This window comes from Sphingomonas sp. (assembly GCF_965248875.1).
Classification (GTDB): domain Bacteria; phylum Pseudomonadota; class Alphaproteobacteria; order Sphingomonadales; family Sphingomonadaceae; genus Sphingomonas.
Window position 1 is genome coordinate 1,669,602 of sequence record NZ_CBDFKR010000011.1, and the last position, 25,971, is coordinate 1,695,572.

General features: G+C 69.9%; 33 protein-coding genes. 20 read left to right on the forward strand and 13 right to left on the reverse strand.

Annotated features, from left to right (window positions below):
- Nucleotides 1-71: 71 nt before the first annotated feature.
- Both ACP2AD_RS15305 and ptsP read right to left on the reverse strand, forming a co-directional pair.
- Nucleotides 72-1,022 carry a helix-turn-helix domain-containing protein gene (locus ACP2AD_RS15305; RefSeq protein WP_425230899.1) on the reverse strand — a complete coding sequence of 317 codons (951 nt, stop codon included), beginning with the start codon at nucleotides 1,020-1,022 and terminating at the stop codon, nucleotides 72-74.
- A gap of 87 nt (nucleotides 1,023-1,109) precedes the next feature.
- A complete protein-coding gene (gene ptsP, locus ACP2AD_RS15310; protein WP_425230900.1) occupies nucleotides 1,110-3,380 on the reverse strand; it encodes a phosphoenolpyruvate--protein phosphotransferase in 2,271 nt (756 codons plus the stop codon).
- 86 nt (nucleotides 3,381-3,466) lie between these two features.
- Here ptsP and ACP2AD_RS15315 point away from each other — a divergent pair, with 86 nt between their 5' ends.
- The 11 genes from ACP2AD_RS15315 (at nucleotide 3,467) to ACP2AD_RS15365 (ending at nucleotide 10,822) form a co-directional block, all read left to right on the forward strand.
- A complete protein-coding gene (locus ACP2AD_RS15315) occupies nucleotides 3,467-4,201 on the forward strand; it encodes an ABC transporter ATP-binding protein (RefSeq protein WP_425230901.1) in 735 nt (244 codons plus the stop codon).
- Nucleotides 4,198-5,613 (forward strand): hypothetical protein, encoded by a 1,416-nt coding sequence (locus ACP2AD_RS15320; RefSeq protein WP_425230902.1) that lies wholly within the window; start codon nucleotides 4,198-4,200, stop codon nucleotides 5,611-5,613. The genes ACP2AD_RS15315 and ACP2AD_RS15320 overlap by 4 nt, the downstream gene beginning before the upstream one ends.
- Before the next feature lie 212 nt (nucleotides 5,614-5,825).
- Nucleotides 5,826-6,065 (forward strand): DUF2312 domain-containing protein, encoded by a 240-nt coding sequence (locus tag ACP2AD_RS15325; protein WP_425230903.1) that lies wholly within the window; start codon nucleotides 5,826-5,828, stop codon nucleotides 6,063-6,065.
- Nucleotides 6,066-6,080: 15 nt separating this feature from the next.
- Complete coding sequence (locus ACP2AD_RS15330; RefSeq protein ID WP_425230904.1) at nucleotides 6,081-6,824, forward strand: YebC/PmpR family DNA-binding transcriptional regulator; 744 nt, start codon at nucleotides 6,081-6,083, stop codon at nucleotides 6,822-6,824.
- A 145-nt stretch (nucleotides 6,825-6,969) separates the two neighbouring features.
- Nucleotides 6,970-7,455, forward strand: a complete 486-nt coding sequence (ruvC, locus tag ACP2AD_RS15335; protein ID WP_425230905.1) for a crossover junction endodeoxyribonuclease RuvC — start codon at nucleotides 6,970-6,972, stop codon at nucleotides 7,453-7,455.
- 135 nt (nucleotides 7,456-7,590) lie between these two features.
- Nucleotides 7,591-8,187 carry a Holliday junction branch migration protein RuvA gene (gene ruvA / locus ACP2AD_RS15340; protein WP_425230906.1) on the forward strand — a complete coding sequence of 199 codons (597 nt, stop codon included), beginning with the start codon at nucleotides 7,591-7,593 and terminating at the stop codon, nucleotides 8,185-8,187.
- A 54-nt stretch (nucleotides 8,188-8,241) separates the two neighbouring features.
- Complete coding sequence (locus ACP2AD_RS15345) at nucleotides 8,242-8,883, forward strand: hypothetical protein (protein ID WP_425230907.1); 642 nt, start codon at nucleotides 8,242-8,244, stop codon at nucleotides 8,881-8,883.
- Between the two features lie 73 nt (nucleotides 8,884-8,956).
- Nucleotides 8,957-9,142, forward strand: a complete 186-nt coding sequence (locus ACP2AD_RS15350) for a DUF5397 family protein (RefSeq protein ID WP_425230908.1) — start codon at nucleotides 8,957-8,959, stop codon at nucleotides 9,140-9,142.
- Nucleotides 9,142-9,420 carry a virulence factor gene (locus tag ACP2AD_RS15355; protein ID WP_425230909.1) on the forward strand — a complete coding sequence of 93 codons (279 nt, stop codon included), beginning with the start codon at nucleotides 9,142-9,144 and terminating at the stop codon, nucleotides 9,418-9,420. The genes ACP2AD_RS15350 and ACP2AD_RS15355 overlap by 1 nt, the downstream gene beginning before the upstream one ends.
- A complete protein-coding gene (ruvB, locus tag ACP2AD_RS15360; protein ID WP_425230910.1) occupies nucleotides 9,417-10,451 on the forward strand; it encodes a Holliday junction branch migration DNA helicase RuvB in 1,035 nt (344 codons plus the stop codon). Before ACP2AD_RS15355 ends, ruvB begins: the two co-directional genes overlap by 4 nt.
- Complete coding sequence (locus ACP2AD_RS15365) at nucleotides 10,448-10,822, forward strand: DUF1801 domain-containing protein (protein ID WP_425230911.1); 375 nt, start codon at nucleotides 10,448-10,450, stop codon at nucleotides 10,820-10,822. The genes ruvB and ACP2AD_RS15365 overlap by 4 nt, the downstream gene beginning before the upstream one ends.
- Here the strand turns inward: ACP2AD_RS15365 and ACP2AD_RS15370 are convergent.
- Nucleotides 10,819-11,106 (reverse strand): DUF1244 domain-containing protein, encoded by a 288-nt coding sequence (locus ACP2AD_RS15370; RefSeq protein WP_425230912.1) that lies wholly within the window; start codon nucleotides 11,104-11,106, stop codon nucleotides 10,819-10,821. The two genes, ACP2AD_RS15365 and ACP2AD_RS15370, sit on opposite strands and share 4 nt — an antisense overlap.
- A gap of 67 nt (nucleotides 11,107-11,173) precedes the next feature.
- Here ACP2AD_RS15370 and pyk point away from each other — a divergent pair, with 67 nt between their 5' ends.
- Nucleotides 11,174-12,628, forward strand: a complete 1,455-nt coding sequence (gene pyk, locus ACP2AD_RS15375; protein WP_425230913.1) for a pyruvate kinase — start codon at nucleotides 11,174-11,176, stop codon at nucleotides 12,626-12,628.
- Here the strand turns inward: pyk and ACP2AD_RS15380 are convergent.
- Together ACP2AD_RS15380 and ACP2AD_RS15385 are read right to left on the reverse strand one after the other, a co-directional pair.
- Entirely contained in the window at nucleotides 12,619-13,002 is a 384-nt protein-coding gene (locus tag ACP2AD_RS15380) for a type II toxin-antitoxin system VapC family toxin (protein WP_425230914.1), read from the reverse strand. The genes pyk and ACP2AD_RS15380 overlap by 10 nt on opposite strands.
- A 5-nt stretch (nucleotides 13,003-13,007) precedes the next feature.
- The gene (locus tag ACP2AD_RS15385; RefSeq protein ID WP_425230915.1) at nucleotides 13,008-13,289 is read right to left on the reverse strand and encodes a type II toxin-antitoxin system prevent-host-death family antitoxin; all 282 of its coding nucleotides are present in this window, start codon (nucleotides 13,287-13,289) and stop codon (nucleotides 13,008-13,010) included.
- A 106-nt stretch (nucleotides 13,290-13,395) separates the two neighbouring features.
- Between ACP2AD_RS15385 and ACP2AD_RS15390 the strand changes: the two genes are divergently transcribed.
- Entirely contained in the window at nucleotides 13,396-14,037 is a 642-nt protein-coding gene (locus ACP2AD_RS15390; RefSeq protein WP_425230916.1) for a TMEM175 family protein, read from the forward strand.
- Nucleotides 14,034-14,753: a class I SAM-dependent methyltransferase gene (locus ACP2AD_RS15395; RefSeq protein WP_425230917.1), complete on the forward strand. Its 720-nt coding sequence runs from the start codon at nucleotides 14,034-14,036 to the stop codon at nucleotides 14,751-14,753. Before ACP2AD_RS15390 ends, ACP2AD_RS15395 begins: the two co-directional genes overlap by 4 nt.
- On the opposite strand, the gene ACP2AD_RS15400 is transcribed toward ACP2AD_RS15395, so the two are convergent.
- Both ACP2AD_RS15400 and ykgO read right to left on the reverse strand, forming a co-directional pair.
- On the reverse strand, nucleotides 14,706-15,359 hold the full coding sequence (locus ACP2AD_RS15400) for an HAD family hydrolase (protein WP_425230918.1): 654 nt from the start codon (nucleotides 15,357-15,359) through the stop codon (nucleotides 14,706-14,708). The genes ACP2AD_RS15395 and ACP2AD_RS15400 overlap by 48 nt on opposite strands.
- Before the next feature lie 122 nt (nucleotides 15,360-15,481).
- On the reverse strand, nucleotides 15,482-15,607 hold the full coding sequence (gene ykgO / locus ACP2AD_RS15405) for a type B 50S ribosomal protein L36 (RefSeq protein WP_003046794.1): 126 nt from the start codon (nucleotides 15,605-15,607) through the stop codon (nucleotides 15,482-15,484).
- A 139-nt stretch (nucleotides 15,608-15,746) separates the two neighbouring features.
- On the opposite strand from ykgO, the gene ACP2AD_RS15410 reads away from it, so the two are divergent.
- The 3 genes from ACP2AD_RS15410 to ACP2AD_RS15420 are packed head-to-tail and all read left to right on the forward strand — an operon-like array spanning nucleotide 15,747 to nucleotide 17,856.
- Entirely contained in the window at nucleotides 15,747-16,340 is a 594-nt protein-coding gene (locus tag ACP2AD_RS15410; RefSeq protein ID WP_425230919.1) for a DUF4136 domain-containing protein, read from the forward strand.
- Nucleotides 16,341-16,362: 22 nt separating this feature from the next.
- Nucleotides 16,363-17,472 (forward strand): M14 family metallopeptidase, encoded by a 1,110-nt coding sequence (locus ACP2AD_RS15415; protein WP_425230920.1) that lies wholly within the window; start codon nucleotides 16,363-16,365, stop codon nucleotides 17,470-17,472.
- Between the two features lie 30 nt (nucleotides 17,473-17,502).
- Nucleotides 17,503-17,856: a WYL domain-containing protein gene (locus tag ACP2AD_RS15420; protein WP_425230921.1), complete on the forward strand. Its 354-nt coding sequence runs from the start codon at nucleotides 17,503-17,505 to the stop codon at nucleotides 17,854-17,856.
- 62 nt (nucleotides 17,857-17,918) lie between these two features.
- Here the strand turns inward: ACP2AD_RS15420 and ACP2AD_RS15425 are convergent, their stop codons facing one another.
- Nucleotides 17,919-18,944, reverse strand: coding sequence for an NAD(P)H-dependent flavin oxidoreductase (locus ACP2AD_RS15425; protein WP_425230922.1), 1,026 nt, complete (start codon nucleotides 18,942-18,944; stop codon nucleotides 17,919-17,921).
- 59 nt (nucleotides 18,945-19,003) lie between these two features.
- On the opposite strand from ACP2AD_RS15425, the gene ACP2AD_RS15430 reads away from it, so the two are divergent.
- Nucleotides 19,004-19,225 carry a hypothetical protein gene (locus ACP2AD_RS15430; RefSeq protein WP_425230923.1) on the forward strand — a complete coding sequence of 74 codons (222 nt, stop codon included), beginning with the start codon at nucleotides 19,004-19,006 and terminating at the stop codon, nucleotides 19,223-19,225.
- A 15-nt stretch (nucleotides 19,226-19,240) separates the two neighbouring features.
- Here ACP2AD_RS15430 and ACP2AD_RS15435 read toward each other — a convergent pair whose 3' ends face one another.
- Entirely contained in the window at nucleotides 19,241-19,621 is a 381-nt protein-coding gene (locus tag ACP2AD_RS15435; protein WP_425230924.1) for a hypothetical protein, read from the reverse strand.
- Nucleotides 19,622-19,762: 141 nt separating this feature from the next.
- Entirely contained in the window at nucleotides 19,763-21,022 is a 1,260-nt protein-coding gene (locus tag ACP2AD_RS15440) for an aspartate kinase (RefSeq protein WP_425230925.1), read from the reverse strand.
- 54 nt (nucleotides 21,023-21,076) lie between these two features.
- On the opposite strand from ACP2AD_RS15440, the gene ubiG reads away from it, so the two are divergent.
- Together ubiG and ACP2AD_RS15450 are read left to right on the forward strand one after the other, a co-directional pair.
- Entirely contained in the window at nucleotides 21,077-21,796 is a 720-nt protein-coding gene (gene ubiG, locus ACP2AD_RS15445) for a bifunctional 2-polyprenyl-6-hydroxyphenol methylase/3-demethylubiquinol 3-O-methyltransferase UbiG (protein WP_425230926.1), read from the forward strand.
- Nucleotides 21,797-21,932: 136 nt separating this feature from the next.
- Nucleotides 21,933-23,318 (forward strand): glycosyltransferase family 39 protein, encoded by a 1,386-nt coding sequence (locus tag ACP2AD_RS15450; protein ID WP_425230927.1) that lies wholly within the window; start codon nucleotides 21,933-21,935, stop codon nucleotides 23,316-23,318.
- Here the strand turns inward: ACP2AD_RS15450 and ACP2AD_RS15455 are convergent.
- The 3 genes from ACP2AD_RS15455 to ACP2AD_RS15465 are packed head-to-tail and all read right to left on the reverse strand — an operon-like array spanning nucleotide 23,315 to nucleotide 25,953.
- Nucleotides 23,315-24,502: a glycosyltransferase gene (locus ACP2AD_RS15455; RefSeq protein ID WP_425230928.1), complete on the reverse strand. Its 1,188-nt coding sequence runs from the start codon at nucleotides 24,500-24,502 to the stop codon at nucleotides 23,315-23,317. The two genes, ACP2AD_RS15450 and ACP2AD_RS15455, sit on opposite strands and share 4 nt — an antisense overlap.
- 6 nt (nucleotides 24,503-24,508) lie before the next feature.
- Nucleotides 24,509-25,033 (reverse strand): DUF2141 domain-containing protein, encoded by a 525-nt coding sequence (locus ACP2AD_RS15460; protein WP_425230929.1) that lies wholly within the window; start codon nucleotides 25,031-25,033, stop codon nucleotides 24,509-24,511.
- Nucleotides 25,027-25,953, reverse strand: coding sequence for a hypothetical protein (locus ACP2AD_RS15465; protein ID WP_425230930.1), 927 nt, complete (start codon nucleotides 25,951-25,953; stop codon nucleotides 25,027-25,029). Before ACP2AD_RS15465 ends, ACP2AD_RS15460 begins: the two co-directional genes overlap by 7 nt.
- Nucleotides 25,954-25,971: the final 18 nt, after the last annotated feature.

Below are 25,971 nucleotides of genomic sequence, written 5' to 3' on the forward strand. Positions count from 1 at the left end.
ATCCCCGAAACTATGGTGACGAACCTATAGCGACCGCTGCGGGCGCACCGCCAGCCCCTTTGCGGCCGCTGTTACTGGGCGTTGCCCTGGGTCGCGGCGGGACGGGCGGCGTCCAGATTGGCGCGCTGGGTCTCGCTCGGCCCGGCGGGCGCGTCGCGACGCGGCGGCGCGGTGCGCTCGGCGCGGCGCTCCGGGCGCCGGTCAGTCCGCTCGCCGGTCGCCGCCGGGGCCGGCATCGCCGCGGGGCTGCCGCTGACCCGCGCCGCCAGCGCCGCTGCGCTGACCCGGACATCCTTGATCGGATCACGGCCGAGGTCCAGCCCCTGAAGCTGCGACCCGTTGATCGTGAAGCGCAGATGATCGGGACGCCCGACGTTGATCATCGGCTCGTTCGCGTCGGCCGGCACGTCGACATGGTCGCCCGCCTGCATCGTCGCTTCGTGCAGGGTGTGACGGTCCTTGTCGTACAGCCGCACCCACACCTCTTCGGTCGCGGTGATCACCACCTGGCCTGTCGCCGGGATCGTCGCAGCGGCAGCCGGCGCGGGCGCGGCGATGGGAGCGGCAGGGTCGGCCGCCGCCTGCGGCGCATCGCCGTCGCCGCGGAACAGCCCGGTGCCGAAATACAGCCCCGCCAGCACCAGCAGCGCCAGCGCAAGCCCGAGCGCCACGATCGTCAGCCCGCGCGACGGCACGCGCGCCGGGTCGGCCTCCTCATAGGGCTGAAACTCGGGGACAACGCGGGTGATGCCCGCCACTTCGCCGCGGACGCGCCGGGCGATCGACACCTCATCGACGCCGACCGCACGGGCATAGGCCTTGGCGAAACCGGTGGCGTAGGTGTGGCTGGGCAGGCCGGTATAATCCTCCGCCTCGATCGCTTCGAGATGGCGGAGCGGCACCCGTGTGCGCGACGCGATCTCCGGCAGCGACAGGCCCAGTTTCTCGCGGGCGGCGCGAAGCGTCTCGCCGGGGCGCTCCGGCCGCGGCGGCGTGTCGGGGCCAGGCGAGATGTCGTCCATCAATCCTCCGAAGGCCGCACGATACGCCGTACCTTTCAGACGCTCTAATACGTGTCAATCGAGCGGTGAAGCCATTTGGTCCGGCGATCAGGACAGTTCGACGCGGTTCGCCGCCGCCCAGCCGCTCAGGCTCGCGCGCATGTCGTGCGGCGGGGCCGCGAGCCAGGTCGAAAGCTGCGCCTGCAGCCGGCCGCGATCGAGCGACCGGATCATCGCCTTGACCGGACCGACCGCCGCCGGCGTGATCGACAGCCGGTCGACGCCGAGCGCGATCAGCGCCATGGCTTCCAGCGGCCGGCCGCCCATCTCGCCGCACACCGCCACCGGTACGCCCGCCGCATGCGCGGGTTCGACGACGCGGCGCAGGAAGCGCAGGATGGAGACGCTGAGCCAGTCATACCGCTCCGCCAGTTTCGGGTTGGCGCGATCCGCGGCGAACAGGAACTGGGTCAGGTCGTTGGTGCCGATCGACAGGAAGTGGAGCTGCGGCAGCAGGATGTCGAGCTGCTCGGCGAGCGCGGGCACCTCCAGCATCGCGCCGTAGCGGATCTCCGCGGGCAGCCGCCGCCCGCGCTGTTCGACCCAGGCGCGCTGCGTCTCGAACAACGCGCGCGCGTCCTCGAATTCCCACGGCTCGCTGACCATCGGGAACATGACGTTGAGCGTCCGCCCCGCCGCCGCCTCGATCAGCGCGCGCGCCTGCGCCCTCATCAGGCCGTCGCGCTCCAGGCTGAGGCGGATCGCGCGCCAGCCCATCGCCGGGTTCTCCTCGTCGGTGCCATGCGCCTTCAGGTACGGCAGTGCCTTGTCGCCGCCGATATCGACGGTGCGGAACACCACCGGCCGGTCCCCCGCGGCGTCGAGCACGTCCTTGTACAGCCGCTGCTGGCGTTCGCGCTGCGGCAGGGTGGCGGAGACGAGGAACTGGAACTCGGTGCGGAACAGCCCGATGCCGTCGGCGCCGGTCAGATCGAGCGCGGCGACATCGTCGCGCAGCCCGGCGTTGACCATCAGCCCGATGCGATGGCCATCGGCGGTGACCGGCGGCAGGTCTTTCGACGCGGCGAACGCCGCCCGGCGGCGCTGGCGCAGTTGCAGCCGCCCCTCGAACGCTTCCTCCATTGCGGGCGTCGGCCGCGCGAAGCAGCTGCCCTCGATCACGTCGAGCAGCAGCAGGTCGCCCTCCCCCACCTGACGCCGGATGTCGCGGGCGCGGCCGAGCACCGGCACCCCCATCGCGCGCGCGACGATGGTGACGTGCGCGGTCAGGCTGCCCTCCTCCAGCACCACGCCCTTCAGCCGCCGCCGGTCATATTCGAGCAGCTCGGCCGGGCCGAGGTTGCGCGCGATCAGGATCGTGTCCTGCCGAAGGCCGAGCTGCGCCGCCGTCCCCATCTGCCCCGACACGGTACGGAGCAGGCGGTTGGACAAATCCTCCAGGTCGTGCATGCGGTCGGCGAGCAGCGGATCGTCGATCTGGCGCATGCGCTGGCGGGTGCGCTGCTGCACCCGCTCGATCGCCGCCTCGGCGGTCAGGCCGCTGTCGATCGCCTCGTTGATGCGACGGCTCCAGCCCTCGTCATAGGCGAACATCTTGTAGGTCTCGAGCACCTCCTCATGCTCGCCGCCGACCCCGAACTCGGCCTGCGCGGCGATGCGGTCGATCTGTTCGCGCATCTTGCCGAACGCGGCATAGACGCGCGCGCGCTCGGCGTCGGTGTCCTCGGCGACGGTGTGCTCGACGACGACGCGCGGCTGGTGGAAGACGGCATAGCCCGCGGCCATACCCTCCACCAGCTTCTGGCCGATGATCCGCGTCGCGACGGTCGGCTGGGCGCGCTGCCCCGCGGTGGCGGCGGCGTCGATCAGCCCGGCATTGGCGATCAGCTCGGACAGCACCATCGCCACCGTCTGCAGCGCTTCGATCTCGACATCGGCGTAGCGCCGCGGGTCCAGGTGCTGGACCGCGAGGACCCCGACCGCCCGCTCGCGCCGGATGATCGGCACCCCGGCGAAGGAGTGGAACCGCTCCTCGCCTGTCTCCGGCTTGTAAGCGAAGTCTGGATGGCTCGCCGCCTCGTCCAGGTTGAGCACCTCGACCTCCTCGGCGATGGTGCCGACCAGCCCTTCGCCCAGCGCCAGCTTGGTGACATGGACCGCCTCCTGCGCCAGCCCGCGGGTCGCGAACAGCTCCAGCACGCCCTCGCGCAGCAGGTAGATCGAGCAGACCTCGCTCTCCAGCCCCTCGCCGATGATGCCGACGACCTGATTGAGCTTGGCCTGGGCCGGCGTGCGACCGGCCATGACGTCGTGAAGCCGGGTGAGGATCTCGCGAGCAGAGGCGGCGGCCGAGGGCATGGCCGCGGGCTAGCAGGTCGGACGCCTCCTCGCCACCCGCGCCCCACAGTTGTCGGGCGGCGTGCAGCGGCTACAAGCGCTCCGCCATGACCGAACCAGCCCTTCTGATCCGCGGTCTCCACAAGTCCTTTGCCAAGCCCGTCATCGCCGGACTGGACCTGGAGATCGCGGCAGGCCAGCTCTACGCGCTGCTCGGGCCCAACGGCGCGGGCAAGACGACGACGCTGCGGATGGTGACGGGGCTGACCCGGCCCGATGCGGGCAGCATCCGCATCTTCGGGGTCGATGTCGCGCAGGACCCGCTCGGCGCCAAGGCGATCACCGCCTGGCTGCCCGACGAGCCGCTGCTCTACGACAAGCTGTCGCCGCTGGAATATCTCGCCTTTGTCGCCGGGCTGTGGCGGATGGAGCCGGGCCATGCCGCCGCCGAGGCGGAGCGACTGCTCAAATGGCTCGACCTGTGGGAAGAGCGCGACACCCGCTGCGAGGGATTTTCGCGCGGCATGAAGCAGAAGGTCGTCCTCGCCGCTGCGCTGATCCACGATCCCCGGCTGTTGATCCTGGACGAGCCGCTGACCGGGCTGGACGCAGGCATGGCGCGCCACGTCAAGGACGCGCTGCGCGAACAGGTGGCGGCGGGCAAGACGGTGATCGTCACCACGCACATCCTGGAGGTCGCCGAGCGGATGGCCGACCGCATCGGCATCATTGCGGGCGGGCGGTTGCTGGCGGAAGGAACACTGGCCGAGCTGCGCGCGCGGGCGGGGACCGAGGGGCTGACGCTGGAGGATACCTTCATCCGGCTGACGAGCGGGCTGTGAGCGCGCCCGGATCGTTCGCGTGGCTGGTGCGCCACGAGCTGCGGCTCGCCTGGCGGGGACGGCCGCGCCGGGGCGCCACCGCTGCGATCGGGCTGGTGCTGCTGGCCGTGTGGGTGCTGGCGGGGATCGCCATCGCCCTGGCGTTGCGCACCGTGCCGCTGCCGCCGAGCGGGCTTGCCTATGCCGTCGTAGCGGCCGGCAGCGTCGCGGCGATGACCCTGATGACGACACAGGCGATGCTCGGCAGCCAGCAGACGCTTTACGGCACCAACGATCTGGAGCTGCTGCTCACCGCGCCGGTGCCGCCGCGGCGCGTGCTGCTCGCCAAGCAGACCGGCATCGCCGCCAATGTCGCGCTCACCTACGCGCTGCTGCTATTGCCTGCGGTGCTGCCGGTGGCGGCGATCGGGCATCCGCGGCTGTTCGGGGTGGCGGCGGTGCTGCTCGCCTGCGCCCTGCTGGCGGCGTCGATCGGCTCGGCGCTGACGCTGACGATCGCGCGGTTGGCGGGGCCGCGCGCGGCGCGGACGGTGGGGCAGATCGCGGCGGCGCTGATGGGCGGCGCCTTCTTCCTGGTGACGCAGCTCGGCCAGGGCCAGCGCCGTTCACCCTTCGTGGTCGTGTTCCGCTGGCTGCAGGCGCGCGGGCTGGGCGCCAACGGCTGGACCAGCTGGCCCGGCCGTGCGGCGTTCGGCGAACCGGTACCGCTGCTGCTGATCCTGGCGATCGGCGTTGCGGCGTTCGCCGGGACCGGCTGGGCGATGCAGCGGCTGTTCCTGTCGGGCTATCAGGATGCGGGCATGCGGCTGACCCGCGCACGCCCGACCGGGCGGGCGAGCGGCCGGCTGTTCCACGCCTCGCTATTCCGCGCCACCTTTGCCAAGGAGTGGCGGCTGCTGGCGCGCGATCCGACGCTCGCGTTCCAGATCGCGCTGCGGCTCATCTACATGGCGCCGCTGGCGCTGGTGGTGATCCGCAGCGACGCCGCCCTGCCGCTCGCGCCCGCGCTGGCGTTTGCGAGCGTTCTGATCGCCGGCCAGCTGGCGGGTTCGTTCGCCTGGCTGGCGGTGGCGGCGGAAGACGCCCCCGAGCTGCTGATGGCGGCGCCGATCGCCAAAGCGAGGGTCAATCGCGCCAAGCTGGGCGCGGCGCTGGCGATGGCGGCGCCGCTGGCACTGGTGCTGCCGGTCGTCATCGCCCGGTCCAGCCCCGCGGGCGCGCTGGTCGCGCTGACGATGACGGCGCTGGGCGGGCTCGGCGCGGCGGCGATCGAGGTGGCGCTCGCCAAACCCGCGCCGCGCGCCGCGTTTGCCCGGCGGCGGCGCAGCGGGTTCGTCGCGGGGCTGCTGTCGCTGCTCGTGACCGCGTTGTGCGGCGGCGGGGCGGCGGTGGGCGCCTGGCTCGTCGGTTAGCACTGAGAACGAGGTCAACACGAAGATGGCCTGCCGGTTGCAGGAAACGCCCGCTGGCTGCGAGCCGACGCCCGCGCCCGAGGACGAGCGGCGCATCGCGGAGGTCTGAGGAAACGCTACTGCCGGTTGAGCGCCGCCCCGCCTTCGCCTACAGGCCTCCGCCGGCCGCCGCCGGACGCGCGCCGGGCAGCTATTTGCTCACAGGACCGATCATGACCGACAATGTTTCCGCCGAGCAGCTCCGCCAGTTCATCGAGCGGATCGAGCGGCTGGAGGAGGAAAAGCGCGGCTTCGCCGACGACATCAAGGACACATATGCCGAGGCCAAGTCGACCGGCTTCGACACCAAGACGATGCGCAAGATCGTTGCGCTGCGGAAGATGGAAAAGCATCACCGCGACGAGGCGGACGCGCTGATGGAGACATACCGGCAGGCGCTGGGCTTACACTGAGGAGAGACCCGGACGATGGCCGGCCATTCCAAGTTCAAGAACATCATGCACCGCAAGGGCGCACAGGATAAAAAGCGCTCCGGCATGTTCTCCAAGCTGAGCCGCGAGATCACCGTCGCGGCGAAAATGGGACTGCCCGACCCCGACATGAACCCGCGGCTGCGCGCAGCCGTCAACGCTGCCAAGGCGGCGTCGGTGCCCAAGGACAACATCCAGCGCTCGATCGACAAGGCGTCGCGCGGCGACGCGGAGAATTACGAGGAAATCCGCTACGAAGGCTTTGGCCCCGGCGGCGTGTCGCTGATCATCGAGGCGCTGACCGACAACCGCAACCGCACCGCGACCAACGTGCGCACCGCGGTCAGCAAGAACGGCGGCAATCTGGGCGCGTCGGGCTCCGTCAGCCACGGCTTCGACCGGGTCGGGCTGATCACCTTCCCCGCGCGGGCGGGCGATGCAGATGCGGTGTTCGAGGCGGCGCTTGAGGCCGGCGCGGAGGACGTCACCTCGTCTGAGGAAGGCCACGAGGTCTGGACCGCGGTCGGCGACCTGCACGAGGTCGCCAGGGCGCTGGAGCCCGCGCTCGGCGAGCCCGAGGGCGCCAAGCTCGCCTGGAAGCCGCAGACCACCGTCGCGGTCGGCGAAGGCGACGCGGCGACGCTGTTCAAGCTGATCGACACGCTGGACGACGACGACGACGTGCAGCAGGTGTGGGGGAATTACGAGGTGTCGGACGAGGTGATGGAGCGGCTGGGGTGAAGTGCTCCTCCTTGGGACGGGGAGGGGGACCGCTCGGCGGGAGCCGAGTGGTGGAGGGGGCTCGCCACGAGCGACCCGCCTGCGGCCCGCCCCATCCACCACGCCGCTGCGCGTCGCGGTCCCCCTCCCCGCTAGCGGGGAGGATATGATCGTCCTCGGCCTCGACCCCGGTCTCGCCATCACCGGCTGGGGCGTCATCCGCGCCGAGGGCAACCGCTTGTCCCACCTGGCCAACGGCCGGCTCCGCACGGTAACCGCCGACAGCCTCGCCCGCCGCCTCGCGGATCTCGATACCATGCTCGCCGCGCTGTTTGCCGATCACGCGCCAGACGCCGCCGCCGTCGAGGAGGTGTTTGTCAACGCCAACCCGCAATCGACCCTCAAGCTCGGCCAGGCGCGTGGCGTCGTGCTGCTCGCCGTCGCGCGTGCTGGGCTGGAGCCGGGCGAATATGCTGCGCGGCTGGTCAAGAAGGCGGTGGTCGGCACCGGCGCGGCGGAAAAGCCGCAGGTCCATGCGATGGTCGCGCGCCTGCTGCCGGGCGTGGCGATCGATGGCGCCGACGCCGCCGACGCGCTGGCGGTGGCGATCTGCCACGCCCATCATCTGGCGAGCGCCCGGGCGCGCGGCTGATTTTGCTTTCCTACAACGCGGCGGTCCGGGCATGTACCCGACGATGCGAACAGGGTTCTCCGGATCAACGGCGGCGGGGTCGGGCTGCGCGTCGTTTCGGTGTGACCCTGGTGTGACCTTTGGCGGGACGCGCGGGTGATCGCGCAGCTCCGAGGCCGGCTGGAGGCGACCGGCGTCGACCATGCCGTGATCGAGGTCGGCGGCGTCGGTTATCTGGTCGGCTGCTCCAGCCGCACGCTCGCTGCGCTCGGCCCGGTCGGCGAGGCGGCGACGCTGCATACCGAGATGCTGGTGGCCGAGGACTCCATCCGCCTGGTCGGCTTCGCCGCTGCCGTCGAGCGCGACTGGTTCCGGCTGCTGACCGGGGTGCAGGGGGTCGGCGCGCGGGTCGCGCTCGCCATCCTGTCGGCGCTCGACCCCGCCGACCTCACCCGGGCGGTGGCGGCGCAGGACAAGGCGACGGTCGCGCGCGCCAATGGTGTCGGGCCCAAACTCGCCGAACGCATCGTCCGTGAGTTGAAGGACAAGGTTGGCGGGATCACCCTCGGTCCTGCAGCAGCCGCACAGACGACGCCCGTCGGTGCAGCGGCCGACGCGGCGTCGGCGCTCCTCAACCTTGGCTTCAAACCCGCCGAAGCCGCCGCCGCCGTCGCCGCGGCAACCGACGATCTGGGCGTCGACGCCACCCTCGATGCGCTGGTCCGGCTGGCGCTCCGCAAGGCGAGCAGATAGCAGATGACCGACCGACCGCCTTCGCCCCAGCCGCCCGAGCAAGAGGAACCCGCCGTGATCGACGAGCCCGAGGCGCCGCATGTCCCGCACGGCAAGTCCGGTATCGCCTGGCTCGACCTGGCGCTGGCGATCGCCGTGCTGGTGCTGTCCGGTGCATCGCTGCTGACCGCGCAGCATACCGGCCACACGATGGAGCAGCTGGTCGAGGAGAACAGCCGGCTGGTCCGCGCCAATGCCACCCCGGTGCTGCAGTTCCTGACCGGCAACGTCGAGCCGACCGGCCGTGCGATCTCGCTCAGCGTCGCCAATGTCGGCACCGGCACCGCGCGCGTGATCTGGTTCGAGGTGACCAAGGACGGGGTCCCGCAGACCGACCCCGACGACCTGATCGACTATGCCCCGCGCGCCGAGGAGCAGGATTACCTGCCGACCCGCCCGGTCGGCGGCACCTATTTTCCCGCCGGCGAGACGCGCCAGTTCATGTCCTGGGCCTATCCGCGCGGCGCGGTCAGCCAGGCCAGATGGAACGCGTTCGACACCGCGCGCAGCAGCCTGCGCGTCACGGCCTGTTACTGTTCGGTGCTCGGCGAATGCTGGACCTCGCACCTCGCCGCCGACGTGCCGCAACCGGTGCAGGCGTGCACGGCGGCGGGGCACGTCAACTTCCGGGAATCGCCGTCGGCGCCGGGCCGGTGACTGCTGCGCGTCCGCTAGCATGCCGGACTGGCGCGGAATAAGCAGGCGGCTTAGAAGGCTATTGGAGGCAGGCATGGTCGACATGGGAAGCTTGGTCGGCTCAATCCGCCGGTTCGGCCTGGTGGGGCCATCCTATGAGGTGCTCGGCCCGGCGGCGGCGGGCGAGACCGGCGCGCGCATGCGCATCCGGCTGATCGAGTCGGGCGAGGAGACGGACTACGCGCTGGCTCAACTGCTTGCCGACCCCGAAGAGGATTGATGTTCGCGATCGGCTTCGACCTTCTTGTCCATCAAACTGAAGCGAGCCACCCGAAGAGCGTCAGCCAAGCCTACGCCGATGTCGGCGCGGTGCTGAACCGTTACGGCTTTCAGCGCGTGCAAGGCAGCGTGTACGTTTCGCAAGGCGAGAGCCTGGTCAACGTCACGCTCGCGATGAACGCGCTCAAGGCGCTGCCCTGGTTCCCTGCCTGCGTGCGCGACATCCGGGCCTTCAAGGTGGAGCATTGGAGCGACTTTACCGATTTCATGAAGTCGTGACCGACGACCGCCTCCTCACCGCCGCCCGCAAGCCAGAGGACGCCGACGCCGCGTTGCGGCCGCGATCGCTCGACGACTTCGTGGGGCAACAGGCGGCGCGCGAGAACCTGCGCGTGTTCATTGCGGCGGCGAAGGCGCGGGGCGAGGCGCTCGACCATGTCCTGTTCTTCGGGCCGCCCGGCCTCGGCAAGACGACGCTGGCGCAGATCGTCGCACGCGAGATGGGGGTGGGGTTCCGCGCCACCAGCGGGCCGGTGATCGCCAAGTCGGGTGACCTCGCGGCGCTGCTCACCAACCTGGAGGACGGCGACGTCCTGTTCATCGACGAAATCCACCGGCTCCAGCCCGCGGTCGAGGAGGTGCTCTATCCGGCAATGGAGGACCGCGCGCTCGACCTCATGATCGGCGAGGGGCCGTCCGCGCGCAGCGTCCGCATCGACCTGCCGCGCTTTACGCTGGTCGGCGCCACGACGCGGCAGGGCCTGCTGACGACGCCGCTGCGCGACCGGTTCGGCATCCCGGTGCGGCTGCAATTCTATACGGTCGGGGAACTGACGCGCGTGGTGACCCGCGCCGCCGGGCTGCTCGGGCTTGCCGTCGCGCCCGACGGGGCGGCCGAGATCGCGCGGCGAGCGCGGGGAACGCCGCGGATCGCCGGGCGGCTGCTCCGCCGGGTACGCGATTTCGCCCATGCCGCCGGGCACGACCTGGTCGACGCGCGAGCCGCCGACGCGGCGCTGATCCGGCTGGAGGTCGACGGGCTCGGCCTCGACGCGATGGATCGGCGCTACCTCACCATGATCGCCGACATCTATCGCGGCGGCCCGGTCGGGGTGGAGACGCTCGCCGCCGGGCTGAGCGAGCCGCGCGACACGATCGAGGAGGTGATCGAGCCCTATCTCATCCAGCTCGGCCTGGTCGCCCGCACCGCGCGCGGGCGTTGCCTCAACGCGGGCGGGTGGAAGCATCTGGGGCTGCACCCGCCGGCGGGGTCGCAGGACGGGCTGTTCGATCGAGGAGAGGGCAAGTGACCGACGCCGCGACCGAGATCGACGCGCGGATCGCTGCGCTGGGCGACTGGCGCGGCGCCGCGCTGGCGCAGGTCCGCGCGGTCGTGAAACAGGCCCTGCCCGGCGTCGTCGAGGGGTGGAAATGGCGCGGCGTGCCGACCTGGGAACAGGACGGCATCCTGTGCACGGGCGAAACCTACAAGGACAAGGTCAAGCTGACCTTCGCCCACGGCGCGGCGCTGCCCGACCCGGCGGGACTGTTCAACGCCAGCCTGGAAGGCAATGTCCGCCGCGCGATCGACCTCCGCGACGGCGACACCGTTGACGAGGCGGCGCTCGCCGCGCTGCTGCACGCCGCCGCCGCGCTCAACGCCGCCCGCAAGCGGCGCTAGGCGTTGCGCTTGAGGCTCGCCTCCATCCGCGCGAGCTGGTCGGGCGTCGCGGCGGGCTGGCGCGCCTTCCACTGCGCATAGGGCTCGCCATGGATCAGGTCGCGGGCCGCGCCACGCGGTTGGCCCGCGGCATCCTCCACCCACTCGCTCAGGCAGTTGCGGCAGAAGCCCGCCAGCGCCATCAACTCTATGTTCGCGGCATCGGTACGATGCCGCAGGTGCCTGACCAGGCGGCGAAATGCGGCGGCGGCATGCGCGTCTTCGAGGACGTCGAGCGGGTCCATTCGTATTCTCCTGATTTGATCGCCTGACGCGAGCCGTTACAGCAGCCGCCGGGCGCAAGGATACTCGATGACCAAAGCCATCACGCCGCGTTCGCGCAAGGTCCGGATACTCGCTACGCTCGGCCCTGCATCGAGCACGCCCGATATGATCGAGCGGCTCTACCAGGCAGGGGCCGACGCCTTTCGCCTCAACATGAGCCACGGCGATCAGGCGGCCAAGGTGGCGCTGGTCGGCGCGATCCGCGCGCTGGAGAAACGCTATGGCCGATCGACGACGATCCTCGCCGACCTTCAGGGGCCGAAGCTGCGCGTCGGGCGCTTCGCCGGCGGCCGGGTCGAGCTGGTCAAGGGCGCGCGCTTCACCTTCGACCGCGACACCGCAGACGGCGACGGCACGCGGGTCGAGCTGCCGCATCGCGAGATCTTCGACGGGATCGAGGATGGCGCGCGGCTGCTGCTCGACGACGGCAAGCTGGTGCTGCGCGTCACCCGCCATGACGCTGGCCGGATCGATGCGACGGTGGAGGTCGGCGGCACGTTGTCGAACAACAAGGGGCTGAACGTTCCCGACGTGGTGGTGCCGATGGCGGCGCTGACCGAGAAAGACCGCAGCGACCTCGCCTTCGCGCTGGAGCAGGGTGTCGACTGGGTCGCGCTGTCGTTCGTCCAGCGGCCCGAGGACCTGATGGAGGCGCGCTCGCTGATTGGCGGGCGTGCGGCGCTGCTGGCGAAGATCGAGAAGCCCGCCGCGATCGACCGGCTGGAGGAGATCGTCGAGCAGTGCGACGGCGTGATGGTCGCGCGCGGCGACCTGGGCGTCGAGCTGCCGCCGCAGATGGTGCCGCCGCTGCAGAAGCGGATCGTCGAGGTCTCGCGGCGGATGGGGCGTCCGGTGGTCGTCGCGACGCAGATGCTGGAATCGATGATCAAGTCGCCGTCGCCGACCCGCGCCGAGGTGTCGGACGTGGCGACCGCGGTCTATGACGGCGCCGACGCGATCATGCTGTCAGCGGAGAGCGCGGCCGGCGACTGGCCGGTCGAATCGGTCGCAATGATGAACGCGATCAGCGACGCGGTGGAGCGCGACCCCGCACATGGCGACCGCATCCACTTCACCATCACCAAGCCCGACCCCACCACCGCCGACGCGCTGGCGGAGGCGGCGAAGAACATCGCGGTCACCGTCGGGGTGGCGGCGATCGTGTGCTACACCACCAGCGGTTCGACCGCGCGGCGGATCGCGCGTGAGCGGCCCTCGGTGCCGATCCTGGTGCTGACGCCGTCGACGGTGACGGCGCGCCGGCTGGGGCTGCTGTGGGGCACGCACGCGGTCCACACCCGCGACGTCGAGAGCTTCGAGGAGATGGTCGCCAAGGCCAAACGCATGGCGCTGCGCCACAACATCGCCCGCGCGGGCGACCGGATCATCGTGCTTGCGGGCGTACCGTTCAAGACGCCGGGCTCGACCAACGTGCTCCACGTCGTGCGACTGACGGGGGACGAGTTGAAGGGTTACGGCTGATAGGCGAGCGGGTGACGCAGGAGCTTGGCGTCGCGCGTGAGCAGCCTTGCCTGTAGGGCTTGTGTATGGGCCAGAAGCATTTCGTCAAACGGGTCGCCATGGGGCGGGTCGACGTCGAGCGTGATCGCTGTGTCCGCCGCCGTGAACGGATGGATCGATATGTCACGTGCCGCACAGAAGGCGATGGCATGTTCCGGGGGTGGGACGGAGAGCGGCTTGCCGCGGCGCCGCTCTGCCCGTCCCTTGATCCTCAGCTCCATCAGCGACAGGCCGGACACCAGCAACTCGTCCGCCGCTTCGATGGCGATGCCCTCGCGCGACGACAGCCTGCGCCGGTTCCCAAGCACCCAGATTAGGATTTGCGTGTCAAGCAACAATCTCACGCGTAAAGATCACCCCAGATCTCCCGATTGAACTCCTCGCTATCAAAATGCTTCTCGATCCACTCCGATGCCTCCGGAGACGGCGTCGGGATGCCCAGCCGTTCCTGAAGGCGGTCGAGCTCGTCCCAGTCCCACTTCGGCTTGGGGGGAGCAGGTGTCGGCGGGCCCAGTTCGGCCACCGCCTTGCCGTGCTTGGTGATCGTCACCCGCTCGCCGCGTTCGGCCGCCTGGATGGCGGCGGCGAACTGCGCGCGCGCTTCACGGACGGACATTTCCATTTGACGGCTCCTCTGCCCGATCGTGTACGCAATGTACGCATCTGGGGCAAGGTCGACATCAGGCCCACAGGCCGTCATGCTGCCGGTGGGAGCGTTGGGGCGGCAGATGAACGAATCCACGGTGGCACATGGACCGGAGCACCGGCTGGAGCGGCTGGTGTTCTTTTCGGACGCGGTGTTCGCGATCGCGATCACGCTGCTGGTCATCGACCTGCACGTGCCGCACCTGCGCGACGGCGCACCCGACAGCGCCTATTGGGCCGCGCTCGCCGATCTGGCGCCGCAGTTCACCGGCTTCTTCATATCCTTCTACGTGATCGGCTTCTTCTGGGCCGGGCACCACCGGACGATGGCGGCGGCGAGCCATTTCGCCCCCGACCTGACCGCGCCGACGATGATGCTGTTGTCGGCGATCGCCGCGGTGCCGTTCTTCACCGCCTTTGCCAGCAACAACCCCGGCACGCGGGTGCCGGTGTTCTGCTATTGCGGGTGGCTGCTCGTCTGCGGGCTAGCGAACCGGCGGCTGCAGACCGTGGTCACGTCGCCGCCGGTGCTAGACCCCGCGGTCACCCCGGCCGCCGTCGCGGGCATCCGCCGGCGCGGGACCGCGGTGATCCTGGGCGCGGCGACCGCGATGACGGCGGCGCTGGTGGTGCCGCTGGTGGCGCAGACCGCGCTGGCGACGATCCCGCTGTGGCGATGGGGGCTGGAGCGGCTGGCGGGCCGGGCGCGGGCGGCCGACGCGTGAGCCGGCCCCGGTTCGGCATCGACGCGCCGACCGCCGTCCGGAACCTGGCGCTGGCGGCGGTCTTCGCGGCGGCGGCGGCGCTCGCGACCCGCGGCCTCGCGCCGCTGGCGCCGCTGAGGCCGCTGGTGCCGACGCTGGCCGGGACCGCCGTCGCCTGTACCGCGATGACGGCGTGGATGCTGGTGTCCAGCCTGGTCCTCAAGCAGCGGCTGCGCGACCGGCTGCTGCGGGAGCGGCAGTGGCGCGGCGACGAGCGGGTGCTGGACGTCGGCTGCGGGCGCGGTCTGTTCGCGATCGGCGCGGCGGCGCGCGTGCCGCAGGGCAGCGTCGTCGGGCTCGATCGCTGGCAGGCGGCGGACCTGAGCGGCAACACGCCTGCCGCATTTCTCGCCAACGCTGCCGCCGCGGGCGTCGCCGGCCGGGTGACGGTGGAGACCGGCGACGCGACCGCGCTGCCGTTCGCGGACGACAGCTTCGACGTGGTCGGGTCGATGACAGTGATCCACAACATTCCCGCCGCCGCGGACCGCGACCGCGCGGTCGCCGAGCTGTGGCGCGTCACGCGATCGGGCGGGCAGATCCTGCTGTTCGATATTCGCCACGCGCGGACCTATGCGCGTCAGCTGCGCGCGCTGGGCGCCGAGCTGCGGCTGCGCGGGCCGATCCTGCTATGGGGCGTGGTCGGCTGGCGATTCAGCGCGACCAAGCCCTTGTAGCAGGCCGAGTTCCATCAGCTGCACGCGCAGGGTCGGTGCGTCGACGAAGTGCAGCGCGTGCAGCCCCATGGCGGCGGCTCCCGCTACGTTCGCCTCATTGTCGTCGATGAACGCGGCTTGCTCCGCCTCCAGGCCGAACCGGTCCAGCGCAAGCCGATAGATCGCGGCGTCGGGCTTCACCAGTTTCTCGTCACCCGACACGACGATGTCGCAGAAGCGGTCGAACATCGCCGCCTCTCGCGTCCGGAACGGCGGCCAGAACTCGTGACTGAAATTGGTGATCGCGTAGAGCGGCACGCCTGCCGCGTGGAGCTCGTCGACCAGCGCGGGCATGCCCTCTACCGGGCCGGGGATGGTGTCGAGGAAGCGCGGCGCCCACGCCTCGATCAATGTACGATGGGCGGGGTGCAGCGCGATCAGTTCGGCGGAGGTGTGGGCGAAATCGCGCCCCGCGTCGTGCTGGAAATGCCAGTCCGCGGTGACGACGTCGCGCAGGAACGCATCCAGCGTTGCCTCCTCCGCGATTAGGCGCTCGTAAAGGAAGCGGGGGTCCCAGCGATAGAGGACGCGGCCGACATCGAAGATGACGGCGGTGGGAGGAGTCATGATGCCGGTCTAGCGGAGGCCACGACACGGAAGTAAATGCCGCGTCGTCGAACAGGCCGGCGGCGCCGCCTGCCGGCCGTGGCTTCGCCCGCGATGTCGATCAGCGGCGGTAGTCGACGGGCTCAGCCCTGCCGCGCCTTGAAGCGGCGGTTGGTCTTGTTGATGACATAGGTGCGGCCGCGGCGGCGGATCACGCGGTTGTCGCGATGGCGGTCCTTCAGCGACTTCAGCGAATTGCGGATCTTCATGGGAAAGCTTCTTCTCGAACGGGCCGGAAATCGGAAAGGCGTCCGCCTATGGACGGGGGGGCGCAAAGTCAACCGCGACGGAGCCGCGCCTGACCTCGCGCGTTACGACCGGGTAATGAAATCAAGGAACATCCTCATCATGCGCGCGCTCGCCGTCCTGTTCGCCGCCACCTCGCTCGCCGCCTGCGCCACGACCGGCGGCGCGGGGGCGGGCACGCCTGCCGACGTCATCCGCTATCACCTGGGCGAGCCGCTGCCGCGCGGCACGGTGATGGTTCAGCCGGCTGCAGGCGGCGATGGGCTGGCGTATCAACCCTTTGCGGACGCCGTGTCACGGTCGCTCGGCGGCGCGGGCTATGCTGCGCCGGTGCCGGGCGGCGACGTGCAGTTCATCGCCGAGGTCTCCGTCGCCCGGGTAAGCCGAGCCGAGCATCGCCCGCCCCCCTTCTCGATCGGCCTGGGGGGCGCGACCTTCGGCGGCGGGCGCAACAGCGGTTTCGGGCTCGGCGGCGGGGTCGACGTGCCGGTTGGCCGCGGCCGCACCGTCATCTTCGACAGCACCGAATTGTCGGTCCTGATCAAGCGCCGCGCCGACCAGTCGCCGGTGTGGGAAGGCCATGCTCGCACGGTCGACCGGCAGACCGCCGACAAGCAGGTGCTGGCGGACAAGCTGGCACGCGCGCTGTTCACGGGGTTCCCCGGCGAGTCCGGCCGCACTATCACGGTGAGATGACCTACATCAAATCTACAGCGGCATGAGCCTGGCCATCAACACCGCGTTCGACGGCGGCAATATCCGGGTCGCCGGCATCGAAGGCGATCGTGTCGACCTCGAGATCCTTACCGACAAGGACTCCGATTTCTTTCAGTGGTTCTATTTCCGCGTCGCGGGCGCGGCGGGGCGGACGCTTACCTTCAGGCTGCTCAACGCGGGCAAATCCGCCTATCCGTTCGGCTGGCCGGGGTACCGGACCCGCGCCAGCACCGACCTCGAGCACTGGCGCCAGACCGACACCAGTTATGTCGACGGCGTGCTCGAATGGCGCTGGACCTTCGCCGGCGAGCTTGCCTGGTTCGCTTATTTTGCACCCTACACAATGGCGCAGCACGCGGCGCTGGTCGCGCGCACGGCGGCAAAACCGGGGATCGTGCATCGCGAGCTGGGACGGAGTTTGGACGGGCAGGCGATCGACTATTTCCGGCTCGGCTCCGGTGAAAAGCAGGTCTGGCTTTACGCGCGCCAGCATCCGGGTGAGTCGATGGCCGAGTGGTGGATGGAGGGCGCGCTCGACTGGCTGACCAGCGACCCCGCACGGCCGCTGCTCGACGCCGCTACCGTCCATGTCGTGCCGAACATGAACCCCGACGGCACGCGGCGCGGGCACCTGCGCACCAATGCGGCCGGCGTGAACCTAAACCGCGAATGGCACGCGCCGTCGGCCGGGCGCTCGCCCGAAGTGCTGTGCGTGCGCGATGCGATGGACGCAACGGGCGTCGACTTCGCCATCGACGTCCATGGCGACGAGGCGATCCCGGCCAATTTCATCGCGGGCTATGAGGGCATTCCATCCTGGACCGAGGATCACGGCGCCAAGTTCTACGCCTTTGGCGACGCGCTGGCGGCGCACACGCCCGACTTCCAGGTTGGCCGCGGCTATGAAAAGGCGAGCGCGGGCAATGCCAACCTTTCAATGTCGACCAACCAGCTTGCCGAGCGGTTCGGGGCGGTAGCGGTGACGCTGGAGATGCCGTTCAAGGATCACGACCCGAATCCCGATGCTGAGTTTGGCTGGTCGCCCGAGCGGTCGAAGGCATTGGGGGTCGCGTGCCTGGAGGTGCTGGCGGGAATGATCGAAGAGATTTGAGCAGCCGTCGGGCGGTGCTACGCCGGGTCAATGAACGTCTGGCGCAGACTGCTGACGTGGCTGGCGGTGCATCCGAGGCCCGCCACCCGTTGGCCGGTACTTGTCCCGGGTGAGTTCCTGGGCCGAGCGGCGCTCGTCTCACGCTTTGCCGAGCGGCGGGCGGTGATCGGCTATATGGATGCGAGCGGGCAGCCTACCCTGCGCATGGTGACGTTCGACGAATTGCTGGACCAGAACGGTCACCGCTATTTGTCCGGCTATTGCCACGAACGGTTCGATCGACGCCATTTCCGGCTCGACCGGATCACCTTCATGCATCGCTACGGCACGGGCGAGCATGTCGAGCCGGCGCGCGAAGTCGCGCGCTGGCTGCAGGGTGCGTAACCACTCCCGGCCATCGGCTGCCTTCGCGCCAGCGGTCGGATCACGCGAGGGCGGCTGAGCGGCTATGCCGCCCTTCGTTCAAGCGCCGTGACGGCTTCGGCCATCAGCTGCGCGATGATCTCGGCGAGCGGTTCTTCCTTTGTGACCATGCCGACCGACTGGCCCGCCATCACCGAGCCGTGTTCGACATCGCCGTCGATCACCGCGCGGCGCAGCGCGCCCGCCCAATAATGCTCGATCTGGAGCTGTGCCTCCGCCATCGCGACGCCGCCCTCGTCGAGCGACTGCGCCACCTCGCGCTGCTTGGCGGTGAACAACTCGCCGCCGGCGTTCTTCAGTGCGCGCACCGGGATGACGGGCAGCCGCGGGTCGATCTGCACGCTCGCCACCGCGTCACGCGCCGACGCGCGGATGAAGGCACGCTTGAAATTGGGGTGCGCGATAGATTCGGTCGCACACACGAAGCGTGTGCCGAGCTGTACCCCCGCCGCACCCATGTCGAGATACCCCGCGATCGCCTCGCCGCGGCCGATTCCACCGGCCACGAAGACCGGCACCGTCTCGCCGATCTCGGGCAGCATCTCCTGCGCCAGCACGCTCGTCGAGACCGGGCCGATATGCCCGCCCGCCTCCATCCCCTCGATCACCAGCGCATCGACGCCCGAGCGGATCAGCTTCTTCGCCAGCGCCAGCGTCGGCGCGAAGCAGATCACCTTCGCGAACGTCCTGATCGCCTCCAGCGACCCCTTGGGCGGCAACCCGCCGGCGAGCACGACATGGCCGACACCGTGCTTAGCGCAGATGGCGATCAGCGCCGTCAGGTCGGGATGCATGGTGATCAGGTTGACGCCGAACGGCCGGCCGGTCAGCGCCTTGGTGGCGGCGATCTCGCGGTCGAGCAGCTCGACCGTCATCGCCCCGCACGCGATCACCCCGAACCCGCCCGCGTTCGACATGGCCGCGACCAGATTGCGCTCGCTGACCCAGGACATCGCGCCCGCCATGATGGCATAGTCGCAGCCGAGGAACTGCGCCCCGCGCGCCATGCGGGCGCGAAGGCGGGGGTGGGCGGCGGCGAGGCTTGTCATCGCCGCGGCCTAGCGGCACGCTTGCCGCACGGGCAACCCCGGCAACGTGGACGACCGGCATGACTAGTTCCGACAACGGGCTCGACCGCTGGCTGGCCGACATCGCGGACGGCCACGCGACGATGAGCCAGCGCGGCCCACGCTGGGTCGAGAAGAACGGCGGTCTTGACGCGATCGTCGCCGCCGCCAGGGCCCGCGGCGTCCACCTGCTGCGCCTGACCGATGACGAGGGCAAGGTGCTGATCGCGGCGAGCCGGGAGGCGTTTGAGACGCTGTGCTGACCTTATCTGTTAGCCTCAGTCGCGCCCGTCTTTAGCTGCCATGGTTTCGGCTCGCCTCCTTGTCAGCCGCCAATCATCCGGTAGTCGGTCCCGCGTTCCGGCGGCGAAAGCGCGAGGTCCGTGCAGATGATCTTCCCACAAGATCGTATCGCCTCGCCCCCTGGATGCGTTTCGGAGCTGCGCCGCCACCTCGGCAGGCCAAGCCAGATACATTCTAGGCAATTCGTCGTCAGGCACGTCCGCGAATTGCACGAGGCAAATGGCGGTTTGAAACGTGTGACGGGCAAGCCACCGATCGGCCGCGCCGTGACAGTCCGCGCGGATTTCGTTCGACAGATATGATTGGGTTAGGCCCCAGCCACCATCTTGGCTGCCCTTCACCGAAAGCTTGAGCATGTCGTCGCCCCGAGCGGCGATTAGATCGTACTCAGGTTGATTCGCGCCATATAGGACCGATACATCATGAGAATGGGGCGAACTGTGCCGCGACGGTCGCTTCTGCAGCGGTCGCGACATGCCACGATGACCCAAACCGCTTCACCCCGCATCCAGCCCGTACGCCGTGTGCAGCACGCGCACCGCCAGCTCGGTCTCGTCCTCGTCGATCAGCACGGAGACCTTGATCTCGCTGGTCGAGATCGCCTGGACGTTGATGCCGCGCTGGCCCAGCGTCGTGAACATCGTCGACGCGACGCCCGCGTGGCTGCGCATGCCGACGCCGACGACGCTGACCTTCGCGACGCGGGTGTCGTGGAGCAACTCGTCATAGCCGATCGCGTCCTGCGCCTGCGTCAGTGCGTCGAGCGAGCGGGGCAGGTCCGACTGCGGCACGGTGAAAGTGACGTCGGTGGAGCCGCCGCTCTGATGCGCGACATTTTGGATGATCATGTCGACATTGATCCCGGCGTCGGCCAGCGGCGCGAAGATGGCGGCGACCGCGCCGGGCTTGTCGGGCACGCGGGTCAGCGTGATCTTGGCCTCGTTCTTGTCATGCGCGATGCCGGTGATGAGCTGGCGTTCCACGTCCCCAAGTTCCTCTTCACTGACGATAAGGGTACCGGGCAGGTCGCCGGCCATCGGCGCATCGGGACCGGTGAAGGACGACAGCACCTGCACGCGGACGCGTTCCTTCATGGCAAGCCCGACCGAGCGCGTCTGCAGCACCTTGGCGCCGACGCTGGCGAGTTCCAGCATCTCCTCATAGGTGACGCGGGCGAGCTTGCGCGCGCGCGGCACGATGCGCGGGTCGGTGGTGTAGACGCCGTCGACATCGGTGTAGATGTCGCAGCGGTCTGCGCCGAGCGCCGCCGCGACCGCCACTGCCGAGGTGTCGGAGCCGCCGCGGCCCAGCGTCGTGACGCGGCCGCCCCCATCTTCCGTCACACCCTGGAAACCCGGAATGACCGCGACCTCGCCCGCCGCCCAGCCCGCCTCGATCGCGTGCGCGTCGACCGTCCGGATGCGCGCCTTGGCATGCGCGGCGTCGGTGCGGATCGCGACCTGGCTGCCCAGCCAGCTCCGCGCCGGCACACCCGCAGCCTGCAACGCGATGGCCAGCAGTCCGCTCGTCACCTGTTCCCCCGAGGCGACGACGACGTCGTACTCGCGCGGATCGTAGAGCGCGGACGCCTCGCGGCAGAAGCCGACCAGCCGGTCCGTCTCGCCCGCCATCGCCGACACGACCACGGCAACCTGGTTGCCCGATTCGGCTTCGCGCTTCACGCGCGCGGCAACGCTGCGGATGCGCTCGATCCCGGCCATCGAGGTGCCACCGAACTTCATCACGATCCGGGCCATCGGTGGTTCGGCAAGTCCCTTGGGGTGGCGGCGGCGCCCTGTTAGGGACGACGCATGACCGAGGCAACCACCGTGGACGCGCGCGAGGCGGCGCATTTCGGCGCGATGGCGGCGGACTGGTGGGATCCGAAGGGGTCGTCCGCGCCGCTCCACCGGCTCAACCCACCGCGGCTGGCCTATCTGCGCGCGCGCATCGACGCGCAGTGGGGCGGTGACGCGGCGGGCTTCACGCCGCTTGCGGGCAAGCGCGCGCTCGACGTCGGTTGCGGCGCCGGGCTGCTGGCGGAGCCGTTGTCGCGGCTGGGCGCAGCCGTGACGGGCGTCGACGCGTCGGCCGAGGTGATCGCGGCGGCGCGGGCGCACGCAGGCACGCTGCCGATCGACTACCGGGTCTGCGCTATCGAAGACCTTGGCGACGAACGGTTCGACCTCGTTTCCGCGATGGAGGTCATCGAGCACGTCGCTGACACGGGCGCGTTCGTGCGGGGGCTGGCGGGGGCGCTGGCGGAGGGCGGCCTGCTGGTGCTGTCGACACCCAACCGGACGGCGCTGTCGCGGCTGCTGCTGGTCGGCGCGGCGGAGGCGACCGGGCAGATCCCGCGTGGGACGCACGATTGGAACAGGTTCCTAACGCCTGACGAATTAACCGGGCTGCTCACGCGGGCGGGGCTGAAGGTCGTGGACGTACAGGGGTTGGCGTTCACGCCGGGGCGTGGGTTTCACCTGAGCGAAAGCACGGCGCTGGATTATTTCGTGACGGCGGCGCGTGGCTGAGGCAAGTCCCTCCCCGGCACGGGGAGGTGGCGTGCGCGCTGCCGACGCAGGGGGCTTGCCGCCCGCTGTCCAGCTCGCAGCCAGCCCCCCCCACCAGGCCGCTGCGCGAAGCAGCCCCCCTCCCCGTGCCGGGGCGGTGTTGGGTTGGTTTGCGCTAGCACTGCTGCTCGCCGCCCTCGCGCTTCTGCACCCGATCGACCACGACGAGTCCCAGTATGTCGCCGCCGCCGTGCTGGCGGCGCACGGGCTGCTGCCCTATCGCGACTTCGCTTATCTGCAGACGCCGCTGCAGCCCTTTCTGCTGGCGCCGGTCACATGGACGGCGGGCCGGTTCGCCTGGCCGGTGCTCAGGATCGTCAATTCGTTGTTCGGGGCGGTGGCGATCCGCTGCGTGTTCGGGGCGGCGCGGGAAATCGCCGGCCGGCGGACGGCGCTGGCGGCGGCGGCGCTGTTCGGCTGCACCGACATCCTGCTGTTCGCCGCCGGGACGGCGCGCAACGACGCGCTGCCCGCCGCCTGCCTTGCGGGAGCGCTGTGGCTCGCGATACGGGCGGAGCGAGCGCGGGGTAGCCGCTGGCAGGCGGTCGCGACCGGGCTGCTGCTCGCCGCGGCGGCGGCGGCGAAGCTATCCTATGCACTCCCCGCGATGGTCTATGGTATGTGGGCGCTGTGGCAGCACCGGCGCCATCGGCCGCTGTTCGTGATGCTCGGCGCCGCGCCGGTGGGGCTGTTCGTTGCCTGCATGTGGCGGCTGAGCCCGCAGGCGTTCGGCTTCGACGTGTTCACCTTTCCGGTGGCCGGCCCGGCGGACTTCTACGCCGATCGGCCGTGGAAGCTGTCGCGCGCGGCCAAGCTGGCCGATACGGTCAAGTTCCTGGCGCTCGGTCCGGCACTGGTCGCCTTGCTGATGGTCGTGCGGCGGCGGATGCCCGCGCTGCTGGTACTGCTGACGGTGGCCGGCCTGATCGCGGCGATGCTGCCGACGCCGGTGTGGCGGCAGTATTTGCTACCGATGCTGCCGCCGCTGTTCGTGCTGCTCTCGCACCGCTGGGGGCGGACGCCGCCTGGTGCGGCGGTGCGCGCGCTAATGGGAATGTTCGCGGTCGCCGGGCTCGCGCCGACTGCCGTCGCGCTGGCGAGCGGGCAGCCTTCGGTCTTCGCCGCGATGCGGGAGATGGCGGCGGTGCGCGCGGCGATGGATCGTGCCGGTGCCGCGGGGCCGGTCGCGACGCTGTCGCCTCAGTTCCTCGCCGCAACCGGCCGCCTGCCCGACCCTCGGTTCGCGACCGGACCGTTCTATTTCCGCAGCCGCTCGCTCCAGCCGCCCGGCGGCGAACTGGTGCAGCATGTCATCTCCGCACGGGCGCTGCCCTGCGTCCCGTTGCCGCGCATGGTTCTGGTGGGCGGCGAGGGCGTGTGGACCAGCGGCGATCCGCGCCTCGATGCCCTGCTCGCCCTGGCCGCAACCCAGCGCGGCTATCGCGGCGTTCCCGTCGGCCGCTGGACGCTGTACGTCCGCTAGGCGGCAAGCCGCTTCGCCGCCAGACCCTGCGCATAATGCGCAACGAGCGCCTCGGCATGGTCCTCGTCGGAGCGGACCTGCCGCGCCGCCAGCGCTGCCGCCGCCCGCACCTCGCGCTGGTCGCGCGCGAAGAAGCGTTCGATCGCCGCCGCACAGGCTACCGGATCGCCGCCCGCATAGGTTTCGGCATAGGCCGGATCGGACGCCTCGAACGCGCCGCCCTCGTCCGGCACGATCAACGGCGCACCGCTCGCCAGCGCCTCGTACGCGACCAGCCCGAACGGCTCAGACGAAGCGCCGTGGATCAGCGCATCGGCGCTCGCCATCAGCTGCGCCAGCCGGCGCCGGTCATAGACGGGGCGGAACAGCCGCACATGCGGCCCCTCGCCGACATGCTTCGCCAGCAGCTTGGTCGCCATGCCTTGGCCGACCAGCGCCAGCCCGACCGGCAGCCTCGCGCCCGCGCGCACCGCTGCGTCGATCACCACCGGCCATCGCTTTTCGCGATGATGCCGCCCGATGCCGAGCAGCAGGTGCGCGTCCGCCGGCAGCCCGCACTGAGCCAGCAGCCCGACGCGCAGCTCCTCGTCGCGCAGGCTCGGCGAGAAATGATGCCGTTCGATCCCCAGCGTCATGGTCGCATCGACCCGAACCCCGCGCCGCTGCATCCGCTTGGTAAGCGCCGGGCCGTTGGTGACCACCGTGTCGAAGCGTTCGAGGAAGCGACTCTGGTAGCGGTCGTACCAGGCGAAGGCGCGTTCGATCCGTTCGGGCTTCGCGAAACGGTCGAGATAGGTCTTCGGATACGCCTCCAGATTGTCGCCGTGCATGAAATAGGATTTCAGCACCGGCCGCCCATGCCTAGGCTGCCAGTCGGCGACGATCCAGGCGGGACGCCAGGGTGAGCAACATTCGACCACGTCGGGATCGAAGCGATCGAGCAGCGCGTGGATCGGCTCGGCATGCCAGAACAGGCCGTAGTTGCTGTCGAACGGCATCGGCGGCGACTTGCGGTAAATGATGCGCCCCCCGCCGGGCCGCTCCTCCTCGCGATCCTCCCGCCCCGGCGCTACGACAATCAGTTCGTGACCGCGGTCGGCCAAGATCGCGATCTTGCGGTCGACATAGGTCCTGATCCCGCCGCCGGTGGGCGAGTAGAACTCGTTGATGTCGACGATGCGCATTCGGCGTCAGTCGTTCATCGGGCCGAAGCCCGACAGGCCGTGGAGATACTGCGCGCGGATGTTGACCTGCATGATGCCGGCCGGCACGTCGATCGTCGCCTGCTGCACGTGCGGGCGCGAACGGCCGAGCCGGGCGTTGGACGCGAAGCCCGCGCCGTCCGACCAGATCGAGAACTTGTTTCTGCCGTCGCGATTATGCGTGAACAGCAGCGCGTAGCGGCCAGGATGCGGCACGCGGACGCACATCTGCACCGCGCCCGAGGCAGGGGCCGGCGCGCGGACGCGGCGGAACACCTTGCCCTCGCGGATCAGGTCGCGATCGTCGCGCAGGAAATCCTGCTCGTTAGCGGGGTATAGCTCCAGCTTGAGCTCGCCGCTGCGGTCCTTCAGGCCGATGATCGTCGCCAGCACCGCCGGTCCCGCGCCGCCAGTGCATGCCGCCGCATCGCCGCCGAGCACACTCGCCTGCGCCTGGGCAGCGGGCGCGGCGACGCCCAGAAGCAGGGCCGAAGCTGCGAGCGTTCTCACCATTGTCTGTCTTTCCTGATCAGCCCGTACAGGCCGAAGCCCACGAGCAGCACGATATTGGCGACCAACGTTAGCGCGCCGAAGAAGGACAGATGCTGAACGAGCGCACCGCCGATCAGCATGTTGGCGAGCAACGGGAACAGCACTTCCTTGTTGGGGATCAGCGGCAGGCGGAAAACCAGCATCTTCGCCGCCGCCAGCATCAGCCACATCGCGATCGCGATGTGGGGCATCGCGAAATGCCAGGCGAGGACGGTGAAGACGTTGCTGGCGACCACCCGCGCGCAATGGATGCCGAACACGTCCCACAAGGCACGCGACGGCAGCGAGAAGACCCGGCGCGAGAAGATGACGAACGGCAGCGAGATGCCGATCAGCAGCACCGCCGACCATAAGGCGGTATGATATTGCTGCGGCGTCAACAGGTCGCGCGCAAAGGGCAGGGCAGCGGCGACGAGCACCAGCGTGATCGCGTTGCCCGCCATTGCCGACAGGATCGACACATCCTTCACGGCGCCGAAAGGGGCGGCGACCAGCCGCGTCCGCTGCCGCGCCCAGGCGTAGAAATACGCCTCGCCCGAATAATTGACGAGGACGTCGTTTGCGATACGCTTCTTGAGCAGCGCAACCAGCCCGCTGGGCGGGATGCCCCACAGCTTGCGGAAGATGAGGTAATCGCCGACCGGCAGCGCCAGGTAGAAACACGCGAAGCACAGATAGAATAGCGGGTTGTGCGGCACCGATGCGGTCAGCCCGGCGAGCCCGCGACGGAAGAGCTGCACCGCCAGCCCCGCAACCATCGCGACCGTCAGTGTTCCCGCCAGCACCGCCGGCCAGCGCCGCACCACCGGCGTCAGCGGCTCAAGCCCGGGCAGCGCGGGCGGCACGGCGGCCGGAATGGCGTCGGGGGCGAGAGCGGTCATGCGACGGGGGTGGACCTG